Source organism: Streptomyces zaomyceticus (assembly GCF_014656215.1).
Taxonomy (GTDB): domain Bacteria; phylum Actinomycetota; class Actinomycetes; order Streptomycetales; family Streptomycetaceae; genus Streptomyces; species Streptomyces zaomyceticus.
This window is the reverse complement of the sequence record NZ_BNBZ01000048.1, coordinates 17,438-38,362: the sequence shown is the minus strand read 5'-3', so window position 1 is coordinate 38,362 and position 20,925 is coordinate 17,438. Positions and strand designations below refer to the sequence as shown.

The following is a 20,925-nucleotide window of genomic DNA, read 5'->3' as shown; positions in this document are numbered from 1 at the left end:
GTCGAGCGCATGATGCGCGACGCCAAGATCACCCAGATCTACGAAGGCACCAACCAGGTCCAGCGCATCGTCATGGCCCGCAACCTCCCGTAACCCCGGGCGGGCACGGAGAAGGGCGCCCTCCCCGGCGGGGGAGGGCGCCCTTTCCCGTACGTCCGTACGTGCGTCCGCAGGTCAGCGGGTCAGCGGTTCGATTCGACGGTGACCTTCTCGTCGTTGCGGATCTGCTCGACCAGCTGCTTCACCTTCGGCATGTCCCACTTGAGGGAGTTCTGCGGCGCGCTGCCCGCGATCGGGATGTTCATGGACTTGCCGTCGCCGCCGCTGATGCCCTTCATGGCGAAGAACATCTTGCCGAGGTCGTACAGCGACATGTCCTTGTCCACGATCAGCGTGTCCAGACCGGCGCCCAGCGTCGGGTACAGCGCGAACGGGTTGAGGATGGTGCCCGGCGTCGCCGCCTCGTTGGCCAGGGCGGAGAGGAACTTCTGCTGGTTCTTCGTCCGCTGGAGGTCCGACTGGGCGAAGGCGTACCGGGTGCGGACGAAGGCCAGGGCCTGCTCGCCGTTGAGGGTCTGCGTGCCGGCCTGGAAGTCCGCGCCGGACTTCTTGTCCTTGAAGCCCTTCTCGATGTTCAGCTCGACACCGCCGAGCGCGTCCACGATGTTCGCGAAGCCGGCGAAGCCGATCTCCGCGTAGTGGTCGATGCGCAGCCCGGTGTTGAACTCGACGGTCCGCACCAGCAGCTCGGGGCCGTCCATCGCGTAGGCCGCGTTCAGCTTGGAGCCGCCGCGGGCCGGGTACGTCTTGCCCGACTCGGAGCCCACGAAGCTGGGGATCGTCACCCAGGAGTCACGGGGGAGCGAGACCATCGTGTTCCCGCTGGAGCAGGCCGCGAGGATCATCATCGAGTCGGTCCGCTTGCCCTCGGCGGAGCCGGTGTGGAGCTTCTTCTTCTCTTCGGCGGACATGCCCTCACGGCTGTCCGAGCCGACGATCAGATACGTCGTGCAGTCGCCCTCGGACGGCCGCTCGATGACCTTGGCGAGGTCGACCTCGTTGCGCATCTGCGAGCTGGCCCAGGCGTACGTGCCGATGCCCCAGGCGAGGACGCCGACGACCAGCACGATCGAGCCGACCTTGATGCGCTTGCGCCAGTCCGGGGCGGGCCGCCCGGGACCGCCGGAGCCGGGGCCCGGCGCGTACTGCGGCGGCACGGAGCCGTGGCCGCCGCCCTGCGGGCCGCCGTAGACCTGGCCGGAGCTGTAACCGGAGTCGTAACCCGAGCCCTGGGCCTGTGTGAAGTTCGGGTTGTAGCCCTGGTCGTGGCGCGGCGGCTGCTGAGGAACCTGCGGGCGCTGCACATGGCTCATCCGGCGAGGTCCCTCGGGCTGGGAGTTCGCGTTGCCACGGCCGTAGCCGCCGTCTTCGGGCCAGTCATTCATGCGGACCAGTGTGCCGGGCAGGGCTTTCCGCGCGACAGGCCGGGTGGAACATCGGACCGGTGCTGTTGCCAAGCTGATGCAAACCGGACCGAACGACGACGACCACGAGACCCGGCATATGGTGGAGGGCATGACAGATCAGGGCGATATCCCGGGCAAGCCCACCTCCGCCTCCCGCACCACCCTCAGCCACATCATGACGAGCCACGACACCAACCTCCTCGGTACGGTGCACGGCGGCGTGATCATGAAACTGGTGGACGACGCGGCGGGCGCCGTCGCGGGCCGGCACTCGGGCGGCCCGGCGGTGACCGCCTCGATGGACGAGATGGTCTTCCTCGAGCCGGTCCGGGTCGGCGACCTGCTGCATGTGAAGGCCCAGGTCAACTGGACCGGCCGGTCGTCCATGGAGGTCGGCGTACGGGTCATGGCCGAGCGCTGGAACGAGTCCACGCCCGCCACCCAGGTCGGCTCCGCCTATCTGGTCTTCGCCGCCGTCGACGCCGACGGCAAGCCGCGCTCCGTCCCCCAGGTCGTCCCGGAGACCGAGAAGGACAAGCGCCGCAACCAGGAGGCGCAGATCCGCCGCACCCACCGCCTGGCCCGCCGCCAGGCCATCAAGGAACTCCGCGAACGCCGGGCGGCCGAGGGCTACGAGGACTGAGGAACGACGGGGACGGTGTGCGCGTGCGAGGCCGCCGCCGCGCCGTAGGCCCCGGGCCCGACCCGGCGACGGCGGGCCCGTACCGCCAGGACGGACAGCAGCATCCCCGCACCGGACGCCACCGTGAGCAGCAGACACGCACCGGAGAGGCCGGCCGCCAGCGCGTCGGCCGTGGAGTCCCCGTCGGCGGTGTGTGACGCGCCCACCGTCGTGTTGACCGTCGCCACGGCCGCGGTGAACGCGGCCGCGCCGATGTACCGCGCCATGTTCGAGATGCCGGACGCGGCGCCGACCGCGTCGGCGGACACCGCCGAGGTCGACGCCGAACTCGCCGGACCGTTGACGAGCCCCAGACCGACGGCCAGCAGCACGAGCGGCAGGACGAACGCCCCGTACCGCCAGTCGCCCTGGACGAACACCAGCAGCGCGCAGCCGGCCGTCGCCGCCGCGAAGCCGAGCGCGATCACGGGACCGATGCCCAGCCGCTGGACCGCGCGGGGCACGAGCGGTGTGACCGCGATCAGGCCCACCGTCGCGGGCAGCGTGGCCAGACCCGCCTGGAACGGGCTCAGCCCGAGCGTGGCGGGGTTCTGGAAGTAGAGGCTGACCAGGTACATCAGACCGTTGATCACTCCCGCGCTCAGCAGGATCCCGACCGTCGCCCCGATCAGCACGCGATTGCGCAGCAGCCGGAGGTCCACCAGCGGCGCCTCGACCCGCCGCTCCACCGCGACGAAACCGACGGCCGAGACCAGCGCCACCGCGAAGCACCCCAGCACCCCGGCCGACGTCCAGCCCCAGTCCGAGCCCTCGCTCAGCGCGAGCAGCGCCGGGGCGAGCACGGCGGCGATCAGCAGGGTCCCCGCGAAGTCGATCGAGCGGCCGCGCTCGGGATCACGGGATTCGGCGACCCCCTTCAACGTGATCGGAACCAGGGCGACCGCGATCGCCGCGTCGATCCAGAACAGCCCCTGCCATCCCGTACCGTCCACCAGCACACCGCCGACCAGCGGCCCCGCCGCGGCGCCCACCGCCGAGGCGCCGCCCCACAGGGTCACCGCCCGGACCTGCCCCGCACCGGACGTGGACACGGACAGCAGACTCATCCCGCACGCCAGGATCGTCGCCCCCGACGCCCCCTGGATCGCCCGGCCCGCGATCACCCCCGCACCGCCGCCGGACAGCGCGATGAACACGCACGAGGCGATGAACAGCGCCAGCCCGCCGAGGAACACCAGCCGGCGTCCGAACACGTCGCCGAGGGCCCCCGAGGTGACGATCACCGCCGCGCCCACCAGCGAATAGCCGGTGACGGCCCACTGCAGGGTGTCCAGCGACGTCCCGGTGTCCTCGCTGATCGCCGGGAGCAGGATGCTCACCGCCGAGGTGTTGGCGTTGACGATCAGGGTCGAGACGCAGGTCACGATCAGCACGGCCGCCGACGCCGGCCGGCCGGGGTCTCCCGACGCAGCCTTCTCCGCCGTCACGGGCACACCACCTGGTCACCCGTCACCGCTTCGAACGGCCCGCCCCGTGCCGTGTCCTCGCCCCGGACCGCCGTCACACCCCTGTAGTCCGCGCCCACCGTCACCCGCAGCGTCCGGCCCCGCCCCGCGACCGCCCGGAGCTCCGCCCCCGGCAGCGCCGACGCGAGGGACTTCGCCGAGCGGTCCCAGCGCGGGTCGTACTCCACGACGGTGCGGGCGTGCCCGGTCCCCGCCCCGGTCATCGGTGTCCTGGTGGTGTCGAAACCGGTCGCGCGCAACGCGTCGTCCACCTTCCTGCCGAGCCCGTCCGTCCGGGTCCCGTTGTAGACCTGCACCCGCACGGTCCGCGGCGCCACGTCCACGACCACGGCCTTCGGCGCCTTCGCGGACGACCCGGAACCGGGCTTCGAGGAGGCGAGCGGCCGGTCCTCCCGCAGCGCCTGGAACAGCTGCTGCGCCTTCGCCGCGTCCCACTTCACCGTCGACCCGATGCCCTTCACGGGGAAGCTCATGTCCCCGATCGGCACGGACACGAACTCCGAGGACGCCGGGGTGAAGCCGCGCATCGCCTTGGCGAGGGCGAGCAGCTGATCCGTACCGAAGTCCTGGTCGGCCCGCACGGAGCCGAGCATCGTCGTGGCGACCTCGCGGAACCGCACCGGGTTGAAGAGGACCCCGCCGCTGGTCGTCCGGTCGATGAGGGCCGCCAGGAACCGCTGCTGCCGCTGCATCCGCCCGATGTCGGCGGCCCCGTCGATGTGCCGGGAGCGCACGTACTGCAGCGCCTGGCCGCCGTCGAGCTCATGGGTGCCGGCCGGCAGGGAGAGCCCGGTGTACGTGTCCTTCACCGGCCGCGTCGTACAGATCTGCACGCCGCCGACCGCGTCCACGGTCTTCATGAAGCTGGTGAAGTCGACCTCCAGGTAGTGGTCGATCTTGACGCCGGTCATCGACTCGACGGTCCGCACGGTGAGCCCGGGCCCGCCCTCGGCGTAGGCCGCGTTCAGCTTCACCGGATGCGCCTGGTGCCGCTTCCCGGTGGTCAGGTCGGTGTGCTCGGGCATCTCGGCGTACGAGTCGCGGGGCAGGCTCACCACGCTCGCCCGCTCCCGGTCCTCCGAGATGTGGACGAGCATCACGGTGTCGGTGCAACGGCAGGGCGCGCCGCCGAGCCGGTACTTCGCCTTCTCCTCCGGGGTGATCCGGTCCCGGCCGTCGGTGCCGACGACGAGGACGTTCATCCCGTGCCCGGCCTGGGGCCGGTTCTTCATGTCCTTGAAGGGGTCCACGCGGGTGATCCCGGTGTCGAGACCGGTCACCACGGCGTGTCCGATGCCGCCCGCGGCGAGGACCGTCACCGAGAGCGCCGTCGCCATCCGCATCCCCCACCGGGGGCGCCTCCGCCTCCGGCGGACCGGGGCACGACGGGCCGCGGGCCGGGGACGGGGTGTGCGGGGCGGTGTGGGCACGGACGGACACCTCCGCGGGTGTGACAAGCGGTTGTGACAAAGGGAACCGTGAGCACCGTAGGCCCATACGATCAGCGCAAGGGAGCACCACCCGTGCGGCGCGCACCGCTGTCCCCCGTTCGCGGTAACGTGGCGAGCAGTACCGCCGTCTTCCGGGGGGCGACCCCCGAACCCGAGGAACCATGCAGCCCGTCTCCGTGATCATGCCGGTCCTGAACGAGGAGCGGTATCTGCGCACCTCGGTCCGTCACATCCTGGAGCAGGAGTACGACGGCGAGTTGGAGGTGGTGATCGCGCTCGGCCCGTCCACGGACCGCACCGACGAGATCGCCGCCGAGCTGGTCCGCGAGGACCCTCGTGTCACGACCGTGCCGAATCCCACGGGCCGTACCCCCGCCGCTCTCAACGCGGCGATCGAGGCCTCGCGTCACCCGATCGTGGTGCGCGTGGACGGCCACGGGATGCTCTCCCCGAACTACATCGCCACCGCCGTCCGGCTCCTGGAGGAGACGGGCGCGCAGAACGTCGGCGGTGTCATGCACGCCGAGGGCGAGAACGCCTGGGAGGAAGCGGTCGCCGCCGCGATGACCTCGAGGATCGGCGTCGGCAACGCCGCCTTCCACACGGGCGGCGAGGCGGGACCCGCGGAGACCGTCTACCTGGGTGTCTTCCGGCGCGAGGCGCTGGAGCGGCAGGGCGGCTACAACGTGGAGTTCGTCCGCGCCCAGGACTGGGAGCTGAACTTCCGCATCCGCGAGGCCGGCGGCCTGATCTGGTTCTCGCCGGAGCTGCGCGTCCAGTACCGCCCGCGGCCCAGCGTCCGCGCGCTCGCCAGGCAGTACAAGGACTACGGCCGGTGGCGCCATGTGGTGGCCCGCTACCACCGGGGCTCCATCAACCTCCGCTATCTGGCCCCGCCGGCCGCCGTGTGCGCCATCGCCGCGGGCGTGGTCGTGGGCGCGGCCGTCACCCCGCTCGGCTTCGTGGTCCCGGCCGGCTACCTCGCCGCGATCGCGGCCGGTTCGGTCCCCGCGGGCAAGGGCCTGTCGCTCAAGGCCCGGCTCCGGATCCCGGTGGCGCTGGCGACGATGCACATGGCGTGGGGGTACGGCTTTCTGACGAGCCCCCGCTCGCTGGCGAGGAAGGTCGTCGCGAGCCGTCGCCCGGCCGTGCCGGCCGGCGAGCCCGAGACGGCCTGACCGCTCTCCGCACCGATCGACGACCGACGACCGGCGACCGACGACCGGCGACCGACGTCCGGCGGCTGACGGCCGAACACCGAACACCGCACAGACCGACGGCCGGGCCCCTCAGAGGGACCCGGCCGTCGGTCTGTGCCGGTCAGACGGTGCAGTGACGGTTCAGCTCTTTCCGTCCCACTTGTAGACCGAGTAGATGTCCATGCAGGTCGCCTTGTCGTCCGCGCCGTCGGGCAGGTCGCCCTCCTGCGAGGCCGGCGCCTTGTAGACGGTGCCCTCACGCCAGTCCGCGCCGACGACGAGCGTGATGCCCTCCGCCTTGGCGTCGGCCCGGACCTTGGTCTCCGGCAGCCCGAGGGCCTTCGCCACGGACACGGCGTTGGCCCTGCCCTGGTCGCCGTCCGCCTTCGGGTAGAGGACGACCGTGTCCTCGCGAGGCTGAGGGTCCTTCGCGGAGTCGGCCTGGGTGAAGCCCTTGCCCGTCAGGGCCGTGGTGATCGCCTTGGCGCGGCCCTCGACGGGCGCCTCGTCGGTGCCCGTGCCCGCGGTGCCGTTGACGACGGTGACGGGGAAGGAGCCCGGCTCCTCGGCGACGGCCTTCGGCTTCGCGGACGTGCTCGGCTTCGGCTTGGCCGTGGCCGCCTTGCCGTTCTTGTCGAAGGCGATGTCGTCGCGGAGCATCGACCACATCTTGTCGGCGGACGACTTGACCATCTGGAGCTTGTTCCGGTCCTGGGGCCACTCGACCGTCGGGACCGTCGCCGTCGTGAGGCGGTTCATCTTCACGTTCTTGAGCTGCATCGACAGGTCGAAGAGCTTCTTCACCGACTTCAGCTCGTCGGAGACCTGGAGCGCCTTGGTGGCGGTCTCGGCGAGCCCCATCAGCTGACCGGTGTCGCTCCAGGCGTTCTGCTTCTGGAGCTTCTCGACCATGCCGTTGAGGTACATGTGCTGGGCCTTGGCCCGGCCCTGGTCGTTGCCGAAGGCGTGCCGGGTGCGCAGCCACTGGAGGGCCTGCTTGCCCTGGATCTCGTGGGTGCCCTCGGGCAGCTTCAGGCCCGAGCCGCCCTTCACCAGCCGGGTCGGCTTGTCCCAGACGCCGGTCTTCACACAGACGGGGACGCCGCCGACCTCGTCGGCCATGGCCACCACACCGGCGAAGTCGATCATCATCCAGTGGTCGATGTAGACCCCGGTGAGGCTCTCCCAGGTGGTCAGCGTGCAGCCGGGACCCCCGCGTCCCAGCGTCTCGTTGATGGGAGAGGTGGTCGTCGCCTGGTACGTGGAGCCGTCCGTGCCCGTGCACTTCGGGATGGGCACGATGGTGTCGCGCGGGATGGAGACGATGGAGGCGTTCTGCCGGTCGGCCGACACGTGCAGCAGCATCTGCACGTCCGCGAGCGGCTTCGCCTCGCGGAGGTTCTTGCCACCGCCGAGCGCGACGTTCTTGGCGTCGGCGCGGCTGTCGGAGCCGATCAGGAGGATGTTGAGCGGGGTGTCGCCGAGGGCGTTGGGCGCGGCCTTCTTGACGCCGCTGTCGCCGCCCGCGCGCGAACCGCCGCGGATGTTGCCGTTCAGGTGCTCGTAGTACAGGTATCCGGCGCCGGCCGTGCCGAGTATCAGCACCGACAGCGTGATCGCGACCCAGCGCAGCACCTTGCGCTTGCCGGCCTTCTTGGCGCGTCGGCGCGAGCCGCCGCGACGGTGGCCCGCCCGCCCGTCGGCACCGCCGCCCGGACCGCTGCCCGCGCCGTTCCCGGCACCGCGCCGGCGTTCGGCGCGGGTCGTCGTGGCACCGGAGGCCTCGGCCTTCCCGGTCTCCTCGGGAGCGTCGGCTTCGGCGCCGGTGGCTTCACCCGCGCCGTACAGCTCGTCGTCCCAGCCCAGTTCTCGGGCGCGTGGAACGCGTCCCCGAGTTCCCTCCCCGCGCACGCTGTTCTGTCCCACCCCAGGTCCCCTCATGAGTCAGGAGTGCGGCAAGTCCCGGTGTTTCCGGGTTACTTGGCGCACACCTGCTTGTCAGCTTCTACCTTCTCGACGTCCGGCGCCTTCGTCGGACCGTTGATGGGCACCCCCGCGCCCTTGAAGTCGGCGCCGAGGACGAGCGTCATGGGCTCGCGTTCCCCGGCGTCCTGTGTGCCCGGCTTGAGGGCCGTGGCAGGCAGTCCCATCATGTCCGCGAGCGCGCGGGCCTGATCGGCCTGGTTCGGTGCATAGGTGAGCGTGGTCTTCGCCGCCTTCTCGGGGGCGTTGCTCTTGTTGGTGGAGCGGGTCACACCCTGGTCGTTCTGCAGCCAGTTGATGGTCGACTGGGCCGCGCCCTGGATGCCGCTGCCGTTGAAGACGTCGACGCGTACGTCGACGGCCTCGGCGCGGGCACCCTGGAGGAGCTTCGCCTGGGCCTGCGCCTGGGCGTTCTTGGCGTCCTGCTGCTTCTTCTTCACCTCGGTGAAGGAGACGTCGTTCTGGATCATCCCGAACACCTGGGGAGCCTTGGTCTCGTCCAGGACGACGGTCGCCCGCTTGTTGGGCGGCTCGTCGGGGTTGTCCTTCACCGGAACGGTCATGAAGCTGATGTTCTTCAGGTCGACCTTCCCGATCTCCTTGGCCAGGGTGGTCAGCTTGATGACGCTGTCTATGCCCTTGTCGACCGTGAGCGCCTCGGTCGCCGCGTTGGCGACGTCGAGCAGCTGCGACGGGCTGTCCAGGGTGTCTTCCTTCAGCTGCCGCATCATCGAGGCGAGGAACTGCTGCTGCATCTTGATGCGGTCCAGGTCGCTCTCGTTGCCGAGACCGTGACGGTTGCGGAGGAACGCGAGCGCGTCCTCGCCCTGGATCCGGTGCTCTCCCTCGGAGAGGTTGAGCTTGGAGTAGTTCTTGTCCCGGATGGGCTTGGCGAGGCAGACCTTCACGCCGCCGACCGCCGTCGACAGCGTCTTGACGGCGTTGAAGTCGACCATCATGAAGTGGTTGATGCCCACCCCGCCGGTCATCTGCGTGATGGTGCGCATCGTGCAGCCCGGGTCGCGGCCGTTCACGCCGAACGACTCGTTGAACCGGGTCGTGCCGACGGAGCCGGGGATGACCTTGGTCGAGCCGTCGGGCTGCTTCGTGGGGCAGTCCGGGATCTTGATCTTGAGGTCGCGGGGGATGCTCAGGGCCGTCGCGTTGGTCCGGTCCTCGGAGATGTGGATGAGGAACGTGGTGTCGGCGTGGCCGGTGACGTTCGTCTTGTTGCCGTAGCTCTCGTTGCCCTCACCGGTACGCACGTCGTTGCCGATGATCAGGATGTTGAGCGGCCCGTCCATCGACTCCGACTGCACGGCGGCGTTGCCGACGTCGACCGAACCGATGTTGCCGTCCAGCTTCTGGTAGATCATGTACGCGCCGGTGGCGCCGCCGACGAGGACGAACGCCATCGTGCCGCCGGTCCACAGCAGGACCTTCTTCTTGCGGGACGCGCCCTGCTTGCGCTTGCGGCGGCTCGCGGGCGACTGCTGACCGCCGTCGCCCGGCTCGGAGACCCGCCGGCGGCGCTGGCCGGGTACGGGTGCCTCGACGGGGGTGTCGGCGGGCGAGGGTGCGGGAACGGTGGATCTACGGGGCCTGGACGGCGTCTGCGACTGCCCAGCGGAGTGGTCCAGTCGCAGTTCGTAGTTGCCCGTCTGCGGGTTGAGTACCCACTGGTCGGCGGGGTCGATCTCGTCCGCCCGTCCACGGCTGTGCGCGTCCACGGTTACTCGAGTCCTCCGTCGGTGCCACGCGAGGCGCCTCCCCCACTGGGCGCCGCTCTCTCGGTCGTTCGATCCTCGGTGAGTGCGACCACACGGTCGGGGTGCACCGGATCGCGTCACACTATCCGCCCAGTTCAGCGTGGGGCGACGCGCGTGACAAATTCCACGCCCCTTACAACCGGGCAATTTGCTCAAACCTCATCGCTCCCAGTCCTCCCCTTGGTGTGCCCTTTACCCGCCGCCCCCACGGCCCTTTCTAGGAGCACACTCCTTCCGCCGCGTTCCGCCCCGTGAAGGTGGGCGCGACCGAGGGCGTCGGAGCGTCCGCGTCGTCCGGCTTTCCGTCCGCCCCGGGCTTCTTCTCCTCGTCCGGAGTCACCGCGACGGGCCGGTCCTCCCGCAGCTCCTTGAAGAGTTGACTCGCCGCCGGCTGCACCAGTTCGTCCCGGTTCGCGTCGTACGAGTAGGGGCGACGGGGCACCGTGAGGAATTGCACCTTCTCGGTCGGGATCGCCCGCATCGAGCGCGCCAGGTCGTACAGGTCCCGCAGCGAGTCGAGCCCCGGGTCGGTCGTGATCGCCTTGGTGGCCGCGTCCAGCACCGGATAGAGCTTGGTCGGGTTCAGCAGCACCCCGTCGCTCTGCACCTTGTTGACCAGCGCGCCGAGGAACTGCTGCTGGCGGTCCATGCGTTCCGTGTCGCTGCCGTTGCCGATCGACTTCCGGGCCCGTACGAAGCCGAGGGCCTGCTCCCCGCGGAGCGTGTGACGCCCGGCGGGCAGCTTCAGCTTGGCGTCGGGATCGTTCACCGGCTCCTTGAGGCAGACCTCCACCCCGTCGACCGCGTCCACCATCTTCTTGAAGCCCCGGAAGTCGATCACCATGTGGTGGTCCACCCGGATCCCGGTCAGCTTCTCGACGGTACGGATGGTGCACGCCGTACCGCCGAACTCGAAGGCCCAGTTGAACTGCGCGAACTGCTCACGGGTACGGGTCCCGTCGGACTTGCGGCAGCTCGGGATCGTCACCATCAGATCGCGCGGGAGGGACATCGCGGTCGCGCTCTTCTTCCCCGCCGAGAGGTGCAGCAGGATCGTCGTGTCCGAGCGCTGGGTGCCCTTGTCCCTGCCGTACTTGCGGTTCCCCTCGCCGGCCCGGGTGTCCGAGCCGATGAGCAGGATGTTCCGGGCGGCCGAGACGACCGCGGCCGGGCGCTCCTTCTCGTACCTCCGGAGCTCGGCCGCGGCGGTGGTGTCCGTGGTGATGTTGTTGTCGAGCTTCCGGTAGAACCACCAGCCCACCCCGGCGGCGGCCAGCACCACGATCGCGACGCCGAGAGCCGTCCACCGCAGCCAATGGCGTCGGCGCGGCTTCTCCGGGGCCCCGGGAGTCGCGCCCTCCGTTGCCGGCGGGTCCGGTTCGGCGGGCGTGCCCGCGCGTTCCGTCACGTCTGAGTCCGTCCTTCATGGCGTCGGCGGCGCGCCGGGCGGCCGCCGGTCGTAGAAGGAGACGGCCGAACCCGACGCATGGTTGTGCGGAAGGAGTCGACTCCCCCCGGCCGATCATGTACCGGACGGGGCGCGCGGACGCGGGGACTCGGCGCGGTGCTGGGCCGAACGGGTGCGGTACTGGTGGTCGTCGGGCGCCCGGGCGGGCGCCGACGCCGGACGGGACGGACCCGGCGTGCGGGCGGGGCGGGCGGTCACCCGAGGGCCGGGACGCGGCGGGGCGGGCCCGGTGGGCGCGGATCAGACCGCGGTGGTCGTCACCCGCTCGCTCTCCACGCGCTTCGCGAGGGAGTCGGGGGCGAGCCGGTCCAGGTTCCGGCAGAGCACCACGGAGCCGCCGGCCGCGAGGGGCGCGTACAGACCGGTCGAGAGGCCCTTCCAGTCCCCCCAGCCGAGTCCGGAGAGCAGCCGGGTGCCGGGGGCCAGGCCGAGCGACCGCGCATCCGCGCGGGCCTCCTCGACGAGCTGCGCACCACTGCGTTCCGTACCGTCGACGACGAGCGCGGGAGCATCGGGATCGACCGGTACGAACGGGGCGAACCGGTCACCCTGGCTCGGTACTTCGACCGCGTAGTCCGCGTACCCCGCGGGCACGGTCGGAAAGCGGCGGCCCAACGGGGCCAGGGAGAGCGCGATCCGCTCGCCGGAACAGGCGAGACCCGCCTCCAGCGCGTCCGGCCCCGCGACCACGAGGTCCGCGTCCGCGGCGTCGCCGCCCACCTCCACGGTCACCCCGACGGACGAACAGGCGAGCAGCCAGACGGCCGTCTGCCAGTGCGCGGGCAGCAGCAGGGCGAGCCGGTCGCCGGGCGCGGCGGACAGTTCGCCCTGGAGCAGGTTCGCCGTCTTGGCCACCCAATTGGCGAAGGTGGCGACGGACAATTCCACCCGCTCACCGGTGGCGTCGTCGTAGTAGGTGACCAAGGGGCGGGCGGGGTCCGCGGCGAGCGCGGATCGCAGCAGGTCGGCGGGGGTGCGGTCGCTGGCGTTCACGCCGGACAGCGTACGCGGGCGGCTTCGCCGGGGTCCGCCGTACCGGTGACACCGTCCACCGGTCGGCCCGACGGGGCATCGGTTTCCGGGCCGGTTCCCGACGCGCGGAACGGCCCCCGCGTACGCACGATCGGCCCATGCGTGCCTCACTCGCCTCCTCGATCGCCGTGACCTGCGCGGCGGTCCTCGCCCTGCCGGTCTCCTTCGTCGCACCCGCGGCGGCCGCGGTTCCGTCGGCGCTCGGGCTGCCACCGACGTCCACCGCACAGCCACCCGCGCCCGAACTGCCAGGCGCCACCCAGTCCCTCCCGCTGGAGCCGCTCGGCGGCGCCGACCGGGCCCTGGGCGGCGGGGCGGACGACTCCGGAGCGCAAGGACTCGCCCGACGCGACGTCAGACCCTTCTCCCTCGTCGGCGTCGTGTGGGACGACCCGACGGCCGCCCTGCACGGCACCGTGCAGGTCCGCACCCGGTCCGCCGCCGACGGCGTCTGGTCGGAGTGGCAGGACGTGGAGACCCACAACGAGGAACACGGCGCCGACCCGGACACGGCGGAGGGCGCCGGACGTGCCCTCAAGGGCTCCACGGCCCCGCTGTGGGTGGGCGCCTCGGACGGCGTGGAGATCCGCGTACGGGGCGAGGAAGGGCTCCCCGCGGGCCTGCGCCTGGAACTGGTGGACCCGGGAGAGTCCCGGGAGGCCACGGAAGCGACGGCCCCCACCACGACCGCGTCCACGAACGGCTCCACGGCCGCGACCACCACCCACGCCTCCACGTCCGAGGCCGCGCCCCGCGCGGCCGCCGCCCCGCCGGCCCCGGGCACCCCTGCGGGCCTCCTCGCGGCCTCCGCCTCCCTCACCGCCCTCGGCTCCCTCGGCGCACTCGGCCCGAGCGCGGCGGAGGCGGCGGCCAGCGGGGTCAACTCCCGACTGGCCCCCTACGGGGCGTCCTGGATCCCGGCCCTGTCGAAGGAAGCGACGGAGCTCACGATCCCGTACCTGCCGAGGACGCAGGAGGCGGCGAAGGCCCCGTCGGTCCAGGCCCCCGTCCGCCCGGCGGCCGCGGCGAAGCCGTACATCGGCCCCCGCCCCAAGATCATCACCCGTAAGGGCTGGGGTGCCGACGAGAGCATCCGCGAGAAGGGCTTCGTCTACACCAAGAGCATCAAGGCCGCCTTCGTGCACCACAGCGCGACCGGCAACAACTACACCTGCGCCCAGGCGCCCTCCGTTCTGCGCAGTATCTACCGCTACCACGTCCAGAGCAGTGGATGGCGAGACTTCGGCTACAACTTCGCCGTCGACAAGTGCGGAAACATCTACGAAGGACGAGCCGGGGGAGTGGCACAGCCCGTCCTCGGCGCGCACACCCTCGGGTTCAACACCAACAGCATGGGCATCGCCGTTCTCGGCACGTTCACCAAGAGCGCCCCGCCGGCCGCCGTGGTGACCGCCGTCGCCCGTCTGACGGCCTGGAAACTCGGGCTCCACGGGGTCAATCCGAAGGCCGCGGCCTACCTCGTCTCCGGTGGCGGAAACCTGTACAAGAAGGGCAGCACGGTCAAGTTCAACGCCATCGCGGGACACCGTGACGGATTCGCGACGGAGTGCCCCGGAGCACGGCTGTACGGGAAGCTCGGAACGGCCCGCACGAGCTCGGCGAAGTATCAGGGGAGGAGCTGATGGGGTCATCGGGGCAACCATCTGCCTAAACTGACCGGTCATATCGCACGGACGACCGAGACGGGCGAGCCGACCGGCCCCGAACAGGAAGCAGAGACGACAAGGTGACAGAAGCGATCCTCCTGGTCGGTGGCAAGGGAACAAGGCTGCGACCCCTCACGGTCAACACGCCGAAGCCCATGGTCCCGGCGGCGGGCGTCCCCTTCCTGACGCACCAGCTGGCCCGGGCCCGCGCCGCCGGCGTCGAGCACATCGTGCTCGCCACCTCCTACCTGGCCGAGGTCTTCGAGCCGCACTTCGGTGACGGCTCGGCGCTCGGCCTGAGCCTGGAGTACGTGACCGAGGAGGAGCCGCTGGGAACCGGCGGCGCGATACGCAACGTGGCCTCGCGGCTGCACTCGGGCCCCGACGAACCGGTCCTGATCTTCAACGGGGACATCCTCACGGGCCTGGACATCCAGGCCCTCGTCGCCACCCACTCCTCCTCGGGCGCGGACGTCTCGCTCCACCTCACCCGCGTCGAGGACCCCCGGGCCTTCGGCCTGGTCCCCACGGACTCCACCGGCCGCGTCACGGCCTTCCTGGAGAAGCCGCAGACGCCCGAGGAGATCGTCACCGACCAGATCAACGCGGGCGCGTACGTGTTCCGGCGCTCGGTCATCGACACGATCCCGGCCGGCCGGCCCGTCTCGGTCGAGCGGGAGACCTTCCCCGAGCTGCTCGCCTCCGGCGCGCACCTCCAGGGCATGGTCGACTCCACGTACTGGCTGGATCTCGGCACCCCGCAGGCCTTCGTCCGCGGCTCGGCCGACCTGGTGCTGGGCCGCGCGCCCTCCCCGGCCGTCCCGGGCCGCTGCGGCGACCGTCTGGTCCTGCCGTCGGCCCGGGTCGCCCCGGACGCCAAGCTGACCGGCGGCACGGTCGTCGGCGCGGACGCGGTGGTCGGCGAGGGCGCCCGCATCACGGGCTCCACCCTGCTGGCGGGCGCGGTCGTCGAGGCGGGCGCGGTGATCACGGACTCCCTGATAGGCGCGGGCGCCCGCATCGGCGCGCGCACGGTCCTCGCGGGCGCGGTCATCGGCGACGGGGCGCAGGTGGGCCCGGACAACGAACTCCGCGACGGCGTACGCATCTGGTGCGACGCCACCCTCCCGCCGGGCGCGGTCCGCTTCTCCTCGGACCAGTAACCCCGCCGCCCACCCTGTTGTGGGCCTTCGTTCCTCCCCCGGACTCCGTCCGGGGGGACCCCCAGGGCGGAACGGGAGGCGCACGACGGCCGCCGCCCACCCCTGTTGTGGGCATTCGTTCCGCTGGGGCGGGACGGGTGGGCACAACGGACGTCGCCCTTGCCGGGCGGTCAGGCTTCCGTGCCTGGACCCGCACCTGTTGCGCGCCGCACCACGGGTGCGGGTCCAGGCGCAGGGGGCGGACGCGCCGCCAAGGGGCGCCGTCCCGTGTGCCCACCCGTCCCGCCCTGGGGGTCCCCCCGGACGGAGTCTGGGGGAGGGACGATTGCCCACACGGAGGCGACACCGCCGCCCCCCACCCCCGCAGGGCTAGGCTCGTACCCATGGCCGGCCGCTTCAGACCCCCCACCCCCACCACCCGCACCACGGTCCGCGGCGGCCACACCCCCGTACCCACCGCCACCGGCGCCCCCCGGGACCGAGACCGCGGCCGAGACCGCGACCAGGAGCGAGACCTCCTCGACCTGGACGTCGACCTGGGCCTCACCCTCGGCCCCCTCCGCCGCGGCCCCGCCGACCCCACCTTCCGCGTGACCCCCGACGGCTCCGTCTGGCGGGCGAGCCGCACCCCCGACGGCCCGGGCACGATCCGGGTGGCGGTCCGGGACGGCGCGGCGGAGGCCGAGGCCTGGGGCCCGGGCGCGACCTGGCTCCTGGACAACGCTCCCGCGCTGCTCGGCGCCGAGGACGACCCCACCGCCTTCGTTCCCCGTCACAAGCTCGTTCTGGCGACCCACCGTCGCCGCCCCGGTCTCCGCCTGACCCGTACGGGCCTGGTCCTGGAGTCGCTGATCCCGACGATCCTGGAGCAGAAGGTCACGGCGACGGAGGCGTACGCCTCCTGGCGTCACCTCGTGCGGAAGTACGGCGAGCCCGCGCCGGGCCCGGCGGTCCCCGAGGGCATGTACGTGATGCCGGACGCGCGGGCGTGGACGACGATCCCGTCCTGGGAGTGGCACCGCGCGAACGTCGACGGCAAGCGCGCCGCGACGATCGTCCGCGCGGCCAGGGTCGCGGCCCGCCTGGAGGAGGCCGCGCACATGGACCCGCCGGCGGCCCGCAGGCGCCTGGAACTGATCCCGGGCATCGGCCCGTGGACGAGCGCGGAGACGGTCCAGCGCAGCAACGGCGCCCCGGACGAGGTCACCACGGGCGACCTCCACCTCCCCGGCATCGTCGGCTGGGCCCTGGCGGGCGACCGTGCGACGGACGACGAGGCGATGCTCGGCCTCCTGGCCCCCTACGAGGGCCAGCGTCACCGGGCGGCCCGCCTGATCCTCCTGAGCGGCCGCGTGCCGCCCCGCAGGGCACCCCGGATGGCACCGGGCGACATCACGGCGTTCTAGACCAGCACCGTCCCGGCCGACCGTCCCGGCCGACCGCCGCACCCGGGCGCGGCGACCGACCCAGCAGACCGACCCAGCAGACCGACCCAGCAGACCGACCACCGCACCCCGCCCGCGGCTATCGCACCGCGACGAACTCCGACGCCGTCCGCGGCGCCCGCGCCTTCGGCGCCCCCGCCGGATGTCCGATCGCGACCGCGCCCAGCGGGTCCCAGTCGGCCGGGAGGTCGAGGACCTCGCGTACGACGTCCCGGCAGAACATCGTCGAGGACACCCACGCGGAGCCCAGCCGTTCACCGGCCAGCGCCACCAGGAAGTTCTGTACGCCCGCGCCCGCCGCGACCACGAACATCTCGCGTTCGGCCGCGTCCCGGCGCGGGTCGCCGTAGTGGTGGGAGCCGTCCATGACGAGGCAGGGCACCGCGAGGTACGGCGCGTTGCGCAGGACGTCCCCGCGCCGGACCCGCTTCGCGATCGACTCCTCGGACTTGCCGTCCCGCCGGAGGTCCGCGATCCAGGCGTCCCGCATCGCGTCGAGCAGCCGTAGCCGCGACTCCGCAGACTCCAGGAGAACGAACCGCCACGGCGTGGTGTGGTGCGGGGCCGGCGCCGTCACGGCGGCCGCGACCGCCCGTCGTACCGCGCCCGGGTCGACCGGGTCGCCGGTGAACTCCCGTACGGTCCGCCGCAGCGTCACCGCCTCGCGCACCGCCTCCGACGTGCCGAGCCGGAACATGTCGTCGGCGGCGCCGCGCACCAGCGCCCGCGCCCCCGGTTCCTCGTCCCCGGCCACCACGTGCGGCAGTCCGCGCACGACGGCGACCGGCAGCCCGGAGGCCTTGCCCTTCACCAGGTCGCCCGCGGCGGCGAGTTCGTCGGCGGTGGCGACGACGGTCGCGCTCAGCGGATTGCCGTGCGCGTCGGTCCCGCCGCGCAGGTCGTCGAGGACCCGCACCCCGGCCGCTCCGATGGCCACATCGGTGAGCCCACTGCGCCAGGGACGTCCGAAGGTGTCGGTGACGACGACGCCGACGTCGACGCCGAGCGCCTCACGCAGTCCCGAACGGATGCGCCGTGCCGAGGCGTCGGGGTCCTCGGGCAGCAACAGCACCGTCCCGGGAAGGGTGTTGGAGGCGTCGACCCCGGCGGCGGCCATGACGAGCCCCTGCCGGTTCTCGACGATCCGCAGGGTGCCGCGCCGCGCCACCACGCGTACCGTCTCGGCGTCGATGGCCTCCTCGCGGTCGTCGGCGGCGATCAGCCGCCCCTCGGCCTTGCTCACGATCTTGGAGGTGACGAGGAGGACGTCCCCGTCGACGAGCTCGGGCGAGACGGAGGCGATCAGCTTGGCCAGGTCGTCCCCGGCCGTCACCTCCGGCAGCCCGGGCAGCGCCCAGACCCGGTACGAGGGAACCTCCGAGGGTTCGACCGGCGGGGTCATCGAAGCTCCTCCGCGAGCGCCAGCGCCTCCCGCGCCATCGCGGCCGTCGCCTCGACGTCGGTCATCATCAGCGGGACCGCCCGGCAGCGGATGCCCGCCGCCTCGACGTCCGCGACCGAGCCCGCGTCGACGGTGTCGACGAGCCAGCCGTCGACGAGCTCGGAGCCGTAGTTCCGGGCGACGGCCGCCGCCGTGGACTCCACGCCGACCGCGGCCAGCACCTTGTCGGCCATCCCGCGGACGGGCGCGTCCCCGACGATGGGGGAGAGGCCCACGACGGGCGCCTCGGCCGCGACGATCGCCTCACGGATGCCGGGCACCGCCAGGATCGTCCCGACGCTCACCACGGGGTTGGACGGCGGGAAGAGGATGACGTCCGCCGCGGCGACGGCCTCCAGGACGCCCGGGGCCGGCTTCGCGGCCTCCGCGCCGACCGGCACGACCGCCTTCGCGTCGACGGAGGCGCGCAGCTTCACCCAGTACTCCTGGAAGTGCACTGCGCGCTGCTCGCCGTCGACCTCGATCGCCACATGGGTCTCGACGCGGTCGTCGGACATGGGGAGGAGGCGGACGCCCGGCTGCCAGCGGGCGCAGAGCGCCTCGGTGACGGCGCTGAGCGGGTAGCCCGCGCCGAGCATCTGGCTACGGACGATGTGGGTCGCGAAGTCCCGGTCGCCGAGGCCGAACCACTCGGGTCCGACGCCGTAGGCCGCGAGTTCCTCCTTGACGGTGAAGGACTCGTCGCGCCGGCCCCAGCCCTGCTCCTCGTTGATGCCACCGCCGAGGGTGTACATCACCGTGTCCAGGTCGGGGCAGACCTTCAGCCCGAAGAGATGGATGTCGTCACCGGTGTTGCCGATGACCGTGATCTCCGCGTCCGGCGCGGCCTGCTTGAGGCCGCGAAGGAAACGGGCACCACCGATGCCGCCGGCCAGAACCACAATGCGCATGCCGAGCAGTCTCTCAGGCGAGGACGGCGCCCGTGGTGACAGGGGCGCACTGCGCCTGGAGCGACTCGTGCATCGGCATCTCGGTGAGGCCCGGGAAGTAGACGTGCAGGCTGACGGCCGGTTCGAGGGAGTCGTTGACGACCTCGTGGACGTACCCGGGCGCGAAGACCTGCTCCGCGCCCGGCGCGAGGGAGCGCGTGCCCCGTTCCGTACGCTCCGTCAGTTCGCCCTGGAGGACGGTCAGTACGCCGGAGGAGACTCCGTGGTTGTGGAGTCCGCTGCCCTGGCCGGGGACCCAGGAGAGCAGCCACACCTCGTAGCCGGGGCCGGTGCGCAGCCGGTGGTACCAGCGGGTGGTGGCGTCGTATTCGACGTACGGGGCCCACTGGGCGCGGTCGTCGGCGATCGAGCGCGCGAGGCCGGCGAACTCGGCCACGGTCACGGGGTGGGCGCGCTCGGGCTGGAGGAGGTGGGGGACCTCGAGGATGTCGCCGGCGATCTGAAGGTCGCTGTCCATGTTCATGGGTGGGGAGGTTCCTCAGCAGAAACAGAAGCGGTGGGGGGTCACGGAGAAGCGGTGACGCGAGTGACGCAGGGTGACGCTGGGGGAAGAAGCTGGAGCTCTACGGCATCAACAGCTGGGACAGCAACAGCAACAGCGCGCCTGGACAGCGCTGCGGAACCCACGGCGGTGGGTCGCGGAGAGCGCTGCGGTCGCTGGCATGCCACCAAAGGTGGCCGGAACGGCACCCGACTGTCAACCCAATGCCCGATTTGGGGGTAATGTTTCACCTCATCCGGTTACAGTGCGCGGAGAAAGGTTTGTTCACGTGCGGACCAGGAGAGATGGCGCTTCAACCGTGCCCGTAAACATGGCGGCACCCGCGTGATCGACCACGCTCGGTCACCACGCGGACCCGGCCGGTCCGTGATCGGACTGTGATCCGGATCGCTTCCATGGCTGGATCGCAACAAGATCCAAGTCTCGGACGTCCTCCTCCATGAAGGCCGCATGGTGCGCCAGGCCGGCGGCATGTGTCACGTTTTTTGGTGATTTGAACACTTTCCGCATAGGCTTGGTTCCGCAGAGTGAATACGGGGCCCAATAGCAGATCTCGGCTTGACTCGCGCAGAGCACAAACTTGTAATTTCACTCGTGTCGTTCGGCCGGGTAAGCAACGGCAAACATCACGGGGACGCACAGAACAGACGAGGGGCGCACATGACCGAGTTGTTCCAGGAACTGCTGGTCGAGGACGCGGACGAAGAACTCGGCTGGCAGGAGCGCGCGCTGTGCGCCCAGACCGATCCCGAGTCCTTCTTTCCCGAGAAGGGCGGCTCGACCCGCGAGGCCAAGAAGGTCTGCCTCGCCTGCGAGGTCCGCTCCGAGTGCCTCGAATACGCCCTGCAGAACGACGAGCGGTTCGGCATCTGGGGCGGGCTGTCCGAGCGCGAGCGACGCCGCCTGAAGAAGGCCGCCGTCTGAACGGCGCGCAGCCGGCCGGGCCCCGCGCACGCCACACCACGACGAACGGTCCGCCCCCTGTGGTTCACCCACAGGCGGCGGACCGTTCCGCGTGTTCCGGGTCGCTCCCGGCGCGAAACCGCCCCGACCCCTCCACCCGCGGGCGGCGTACCCCTTCCTCCCGCTCTGTCCACAGGGCGGCGGACCGCTCCGCGTGCAGCCGTTAGTGTGGGCCTCCGTCCGAGACGCTCCCCACGCCCCCCGCGGGCGACCCCGGCCGGAGGGCCCGTAGCTCG

At 71.6% G+C, this 20,925-nt stretch carries 17 protein-coding genes; 7 read left to right on the top strand and 10 right to left on the bottom strand.

Annotation, left to right across the window (positions count from 1 at the left end; all coding sequences use genetic code 11):
• Positions 1-93, top strand: a 93-nt coding sequence (locus IE311_RS37175) for an acyl-CoA dehydrogenase family protein (protein ID WP_132919430.1), incomplete at its 5' end; no start/stop codon positions are given.
• An 89-nt stretch (positions 94-182) separates the two neighbouring features.
• Here IE311_RS37175 and IE311_RS34640 read toward each other — a convergent pair.
• Entirely contained in the window at positions 183-1,445 is a 1,263-nt protein-coding gene (locus IE311_RS34640) for an LCP family protein (protein ID WP_189835856.1), read from the bottom strand.
• Between the two features lie 130 nt (positions 1,446-1,575).
• Here IE311_RS34640 and IE311_RS34635 point away from each other — a divergent pair, with 130 nt between their 5' ends.
• On the top strand, positions 1,576-2,109 hold the full coding sequence (locus IE311_RS34635) for an acyl-CoA thioesterase (RefSeq protein ID WP_229902354.1): 534 nt from the start codon (positions 1,576-1,578) through the stop codon (positions 2,107-2,109).
• Here IE311_RS34635 and IE311_RS34630 read toward each other — a convergent pair.
• Together IE311_RS34630 and IE311_RS34625 are read right to left on the bottom strand one after the other, a co-directional pair.
• Complete coding sequence (locus tag IE311_RS34630; protein WP_229902353.1) at positions 2,097-3,596, bottom strand: MFS transporter; 1,500 nt, start codon at positions 3,594-3,596, stop codon at positions 2,097-2,099. The genes IE311_RS34635 and IE311_RS34630 overlap by 13 nt on opposite strands.
• Positions 3,593-5,065, bottom strand: a complete 1,473-nt coding sequence (locus IE311_RS34625) for an LCP family glycopolymer transferase (RefSeq protein WP_435811869.1) — start codon at positions 5,063-5,065, stop codon at positions 3,593-3,595. Before IE311_RS34625 ends, IE311_RS34630 begins: the two co-directional genes overlap by 4 nt.
• A 182-nt stretch (positions 5,066-5,247) precedes the next feature.
• Between IE311_RS34625 and IE311_RS34620 the strand changes: the two genes are divergently transcribed.
• Positions 5,248-6,264, top strand: a complete 1,017-nt coding sequence (locus IE311_RS34620) for a glycosyltransferase family 2 protein (protein WP_189835854.1) — start codon at positions 5,248-5,250, stop codon at positions 6,262-6,264.
• A 162-nt stretch (positions 6,265-6,426) separates the two neighbouring features.
• Here the strand turns inward: IE311_RS34620 and IE311_RS34615 are convergent, their stop codons facing one another.
• From IE311_RS34615 to IE311_RS34600, 4 genes are all read right to left on the bottom strand, one after another.
• On the bottom strand, positions 6,427-8,211 hold the full coding sequence (locus IE311_RS34615; RefSeq protein WP_229902352.1) for an LCP family protein: 1,785 nt from the start codon (positions 8,209-8,211) through the stop codon (positions 6,427-6,429).
• Between the two features lie 50 nt (positions 8,212-8,261).
• A complete protein-coding gene (locus IE311_RS34610; RefSeq protein WP_189835852.1) occupies positions 8,262-9,998 on the bottom strand; it encodes an LCP family protein in 1,737 nt (578 codons plus the stop codon).
• Positions 9,999-10,254: 256 nt separating this feature from the next.
• Complete coding sequence (locus tag IE311_RS34605; RefSeq protein WP_189835851.1) at positions 10,255-11,445, bottom strand: LCP family protein; 1,191 nt, start codon at positions 11,443-11,445, stop codon at positions 10,255-10,257.
• 300 nt (positions 11,446-11,745) lie between these two features.
• A complete protein-coding gene (locus tag IE311_RS34600; protein ID WP_189835850.1) occupies positions 11,746-12,498 on the bottom strand; it encodes a TIGR03089 family protein in 753 nt (250 codons plus the stop codon).
• Positions 12,499-12,635: 137 nt separating this feature from the next.
• On the opposite strand from IE311_RS34600, the gene IE311_RS34595 reads away from it, so the two are divergent.
• The 3 genes from IE311_RS34595 (at position 12,636) to IE311_RS34585 (ending at position 16,773) form a co-directional block, all read left to right on the top strand.
• A complete protein-coding gene (locus IE311_RS34595) occupies positions 12,636-14,180 on the top strand; it encodes a peptidoglycan recognition protein family protein (RefSeq protein ID WP_189835849.1) in 1,545 nt (514 codons plus the stop codon).
• Between the two features lie 104 nt (positions 14,181-14,284).
• Complete coding sequence (gene manB, locus IE311_RS34590; protein ID WP_189835848.1) at positions 14,285-15,367, top strand: mannose-1-phosphate guanylyltransferase; 1,083 nt, start codon at positions 14,285-14,287, stop codon at positions 15,365-15,367.
• Between the two features lie 383 nt (positions 15,368-15,750).
• On the top strand, positions 15,751-16,773 hold the full coding sequence (locus IE311_RS34585; RefSeq protein WP_189835847.1) for a DNA-3-methyladenine glycosylase family protein: 1,023 nt from the start codon (positions 15,751-15,753) through the stop codon (positions 16,771-16,773).
• Between the two features lie 118 nt (positions 16,774-16,891).
• Here the strand turns inward: IE311_RS34585 and IE311_RS34580 are convergent, their stop codons facing one another.
• The 3 genes from IE311_RS34580 to IE311_RS34570 are packed head-to-tail and all read right to left on the bottom strand — an operon-like array spanning position 16,892 to position 19,687.
• On the bottom strand, positions 16,892-18,214 hold the full coding sequence (locus IE311_RS34580; protein WP_189835846.1) for a coenzyme F420-0:L-glutamate ligase: 1,323 nt from the start codon (positions 18,212-18,214) through the stop codon (positions 16,892-16,894).
• Positions 18,211-19,164 (bottom strand): 2-phospho-L-lactate transferase, encoded by a 954-nt coding sequence (gene cofD / locus IE311_RS34575; RefSeq protein WP_189835845.1) that lies wholly within the window; start codon positions 19,162-19,164, stop codon positions 18,211-18,213. Before cofD ends, IE311_RS34580 begins: the two co-directional genes overlap by 4 nt.
• A 13-nt stretch (positions 19,165-19,177) precedes the next feature.
• Positions 19,178-19,687: a cysteine dioxygenase gene (locus IE311_RS34570; RefSeq protein WP_189835844.1), complete on the bottom strand. Its 510-nt coding sequence runs from the start codon at positions 19,685-19,687 to the stop codon at positions 19,178-19,180.
• A gap of 699 nt (positions 19,688-20,386) precedes the next feature.
• Here IE311_RS34570 and IE311_RS34565 point away from each other — a divergent pair.
• Entirely contained in the window at positions 20,387-20,650 is a 264-nt protein-coding gene (locus IE311_RS34565; RefSeq protein ID WP_015033978.1) for a WhiB family transcriptional regulator, read from the top strand.
• Positions 20,651-20,925 lie beyond the last annotated feature (275 nt).